The sequence below is a fragment of the Pseudoalteromonas sp. SG45-1 genome, assembly GCF_014164135.1.
Lineage (GTDB): Bacteria > Pseudomonadota > Gammaproteobacteria > Enterobacterales > Alteromonadaceae > Pseudoalteromonas > Pseudoalteromonas distincta.
This window is the reverse complement of the sequence record NZ_JACJEP010000055.1, coordinates 1-3,449: the sequence shown is the minus strand read 5'-3', so window position 1 is coordinate 3,449 and position 3,449 is coordinate 1. Positions and strand designations below refer to the sequence as shown.

The 3,449-nt window shown below is 40.4% G+C and carries 5 protein-coding genes; 2 read left to right on the top strand and 3 right to left on the bottom strand.

What is annotated here, in order from left to right; translation table 11 throughout:
* Positions 1–421: 421 nt before the first annotated feature.
* Positions 422–967, top strand: a complete 546-nt coding sequence (locus tag H5117_RS20270) for a gamma carbonic anhydrase family protein (RefSeq protein ID WP_002959868.1) — start codon at positions 422–424, stop codon at positions 965–967.
* Here H5117_RS20270 and H5117_RS20265 read toward each other — a convergent pair.
* Positions 959–1,213 (bottom strand): DUF1488 family protein, encoded by a 255-nt coding sequence (locus H5117_RS20265; RefSeq protein ID WP_004335144.1) that lies wholly within the window; start codon positions 1,211–1,213, stop codon positions 959–961. The two genes, H5117_RS20270 and H5117_RS20265, sit on opposite strands and share 9 nt — an antisense overlap.
* On the bottom strand, positions 1,210–2,034 hold the full coding sequence (gene aroE / locus H5117_RS20260; RefSeq protein WP_182712952.1) for a shikimate dehydrogenase: 825 nt from the start codon (positions 2,032–2,034) through the stop codon (positions 1,210–1,212). The genes H5117_RS20265 and aroE overlap by 4 nt, the downstream gene beginning before the upstream one ends.
* Before the next feature lie 53 nt (positions 2,035–2,087).
* On the opposite strand from aroE, the gene H5117_RS20255 reads away from it, so the two are divergent.
* Positions 2,088–2,525, top strand: coding sequence for a group II truncated hemoglobin (locus tag H5117_RS20255; RefSeq protein WP_004335148.1), 438 nt, complete (start codon positions 2,088–2,090; stop codon positions 2,523–2,525).
* A 49-nt stretch (positions 2,526–2,574) separates the two neighbouring features.
* On the opposite strand, the gene H5117_RS20250 is transcribed toward H5117_RS20255, so the two are convergent.
* Positions 2,575–3,449: IS4 family transposase (locus tag H5117_RS20250; protein ID WP_182739004.1), on the bottom strand; the 875-nt coding region annotated here is incomplete at its 5' end.

The following is a 3,449-nucleotide window of genomic DNA, read 5'->3' as shown; positions in this document are numbered from 1 at the left end:
TTAGAACTCAATCTGTACGAGTGCCCACACAGATGATTGCTTTATATTGTTAAAGAACGTTTTGAGTCGCTTTAGCGTCTCAAGGGATGCGAATAATACACCCTTTATTTTTCGAGTCAATACTTTGTTTTAAATTTTCTTTTGGAAGATTTAAAACCGAAGTTTTATTTAACTCTGTGAGTAGTTCGTGCCTTGCTATGCTTCGGCGTTTCCCGTCTCAGTGGGGTCGCATTATAGGGAGAACAGATTTTTACGCAAGTACTTTTTTAAAGAAAAAGTAAAAAAAGATGCTGTTCGGTCAGTATCTGAACTAAACCCCCTAAAACTGATAGTTTTGTAACCAAACGGTGCCTTTTATGGTACAAAAATGACCTTGCTGATACACTCAAAGCTAATAACTATTATCTAAAAGGTACTAAATATGGCAATCCGTTCTTATAAAGGTGTAACTCCTTCGTTTAATTCGTCTGTTTATATTGATGAGTCATCAGTTTTGGTTGGTGATATTACTTTAGGTGATAATAGTAGTGTTTGGCCTTTAGTAGCAGCCCGAGGCGATGTTAACTATATACGTATTGGTAAACGCTCCAATATACAAGATGGCAGTGTATTGCATTTATCTCGTGCAACTAAAAGCAATCCAGATGGTTATCCACTTATTATAGGTGACGATGTAACTGTAGGTCATAAGGTAATGCTGCACGGATGTATATTAGGAAACCGTATACTTGTAGGTATGGGCGCTATTATTATGGATAACGTGGTTGTTGAAGATGATGTAATTATAGGTGGCGGCTCTTTGGTACCACCAAACAAACGCTTAGAGTCTGGTTACTTATATGTAGGGAGTCCGGCTAAGCAAGCCCGCCCTCTAACGGAGCAAGAACTTGCCTTTTTAAAAATATCTGCCGATAACTATGTATCACTTAAAGATGAGTACTTAGCTGAAATAGCTAATTTAAGTTAATAAACTTACTTCAATTTGGCCTGCCGAGTTATAGCTCTCTTCTTCGATAAGCTCCTCGGCACGTTCTTCGTAATCAAAACGATACTTTTCAAAATACTCTGTTGCGTGACTTTCGTCTGTTAGTTTAAGTGTATTTACTTCTATTACACACTCCACCAGCATGCCACTAACTTGTGCAAAAAATACTAACTGATGATCGGGCTCTCTAAACTCTAGCCTATCTATAAATTGTATTGCCTGATTCATTTAAGCGTTCCTTGTTTGAGCGCATCAACGACGGGAAGTATTTTTGGCATTTTATTACGCCATACATAATATGCTTGAGCAGCTTGACCAACTAACATGCCACTGCCATCTAAAAGCTTAGCGTTAATATTATGCTGTGCAACCCAATTCATAAAAATGGTATTTTGCAGTGAATAAAACATGTCATAAGCGACTTCACAGTTAGTTATGTGTTTTTTATCAAGTGCTGGAAGTTCGTTATTCATACTGCTAGAGGTAGAGTTTATAATTAGTGAGTAATCGCTTACTGGTAAATCATCAAAACCAAAGCCAGATACTGGTCCATATTGGGTAAACAGCTCTGCGAGTTCTTTGGCTTTTTGTGCTGTGCGATTAACTATTATTATTTCCTGAGGGTTATGCTCTAACAAAGGTAAAATAACCCCTCGAGCAGCACCGCCCGCACCTATGATTAAAATGCGTTTATTAGTTATGGCTACTTCATTAGCGAGTAAATCATTTACAAAGCCCACACCATCGGTGTTATCACCGAGTAATGAGCCATCATCTCGTTTTTTTAGTGTATTAACAGCCCCTACTATTTTGGCTAATGGGGTAAGCTCATCAGCCATTGCATAAGCTTGCTCTTTAAATGGCATTGTAACGTTAGCACCCACACCGCCTTGCTCAAAAAAAGACAATACTGTTTTTTCAAAGTTATCGATAGGTGCTAATATTGCGCGATAGTCGATTTGCTCACCCAGTGATACAGCAAATTGTTTATGTATCGCGGGGGATTTTGAATGTTTAATTGGATTTCCAAAAACCGCATATTTGTCCATTTTAAAGCAACCTCTTTGCAGCTATAAACTGCCTATTAACAATGATAAGTAATATGATTAAACGACTTTTTTCTAAATCTAAGCCGGCTCCCGAGCAACAGGCTCCTACTCCTGAAAAAACACCGTATGAAATAATAGGTGGAGAGAAAGGGGCGCGAGCTATCTCCAATCGATTCTACGACATAATGGAGTCAGATGAATACGCTAAACCGTTATATGATATGCATCCTCTGCCATTAGATCGAATTCGCCAAGTATTTTTTGAATTTTTATCTGGTTGGTTAGGCGGGCCAAACCTATTTACTGAAAAACATGGCCAGCCAATGCTACGTAAAAGACATATGCCTTTTACTGTAGATAAAGCATTGCGCGATCAGTGGATGTACTGCATGAATAAAACGCTGGATATAGAAATAGACAATCCGTTGTTACGTGAAGGCTTAAAGCAATCATTCTCTCAACTAGCAACGCACATGATCAATCAGCATTAAATTTATATTTAGCCATAATGCAAAAAGGCGCTAATTAGCTGTCTCTTGATCACAAGTCTGACTCAAGAGATTTTGCTAAATCGTAGCCTTCCAGGATGGCTTGTAACTTAAGCCATCCTTGCCATAACACTTTCACAGATGCACGCCCTGTGCGCTTGGTATCTTTCCAGCCTCCTAACTTTGCCAGTTCCTGATACGCCCATGACATATTTGGAGCAGTTTCAGGCAATGGTGTTTTTATTCTCTTTAACCACAATAACTTCCATGCTTTGGGAGATAACAGTTGTTCACAACTTGGAGAATCAGGCTGCTCATTGGTGAACTTTAGTTGCAATATTCGCGTCGCAATAAAGCCATTAATCGTCACCAATCTTTCCATGTTATCTTGGCTTTGAAGGCGTAAACTTTCGATATCCGTGCCATCACTTTTCCAGACTTTATGGTATTCCTCTACAAGCCAACGGTGCTCATAGTAGGTGATGATAGCTAAGGCGTCTTCTTTGCTGGTGACTGGTTCACTGGTTAATAGGTGCCAGCTTAAGCCGTTCTCAGCGTTTCCTCTCTCTGCACTGCCGACATAGTAAACTGGGAGGGAGCGTCCTTTCTTATTGTAAGGCGCTTTGAGTGTCACTGGCGCATAGGTGATATCCAGTGTTGCGCTTCGGGCTTTTCTTCCTCCTTTTTGTGCAATGTGGATGTGTTTGGTGCCTGCACTCATCAGCTCGCTTGCAAACGCATAGAGCTTATCCTCACCTTCTTCAATATGACGACTTTGCATCGAGCGTACGACGAATCGTTGCTGCTCGGTCAGTTTATACTGCAAGTATTCGTAGATGTCCGCTTCGCGGTCACACACCGATATCACGTTCGCCATTTGTCCTTGCAGCCGCTCTGCCATCGCTCGTGACGCTGACTCCCACTTGT

What these genes read in the sequence shown, in the direction of transcription:
- H5117_RS20270 (WP_002959868.1), top strand. Translation starts at nt 422, where the DNA reads ATGGCAATCCGTTCTTATAAAGGTGTAACTCCTTCGTTTAATTCGTCT.
- H5117_RS20265 (WP_004335144.1), bottom strand. Translation starts at nt 1,213, where the DNA reads ATGAATCAGGCAATACAATTTATAGATAGGCTAGAGTTTAGAGAGCCC.
- aroE (WP_182712952.1), bottom strand. Translation starts at nt 2,034, where the DNA reads ATGGACAAATATGCGGTTTTTGGAAATCCAATTAAACATTCAAAATCC.
- H5117_RS20255 (WP_004335148.1), top strand. Translation starts at nt 2,088, where the DNA reads ATGATTAAACGACTTTTTTCTAAATCTAAGCCGGCTCCCGAGCAACAG.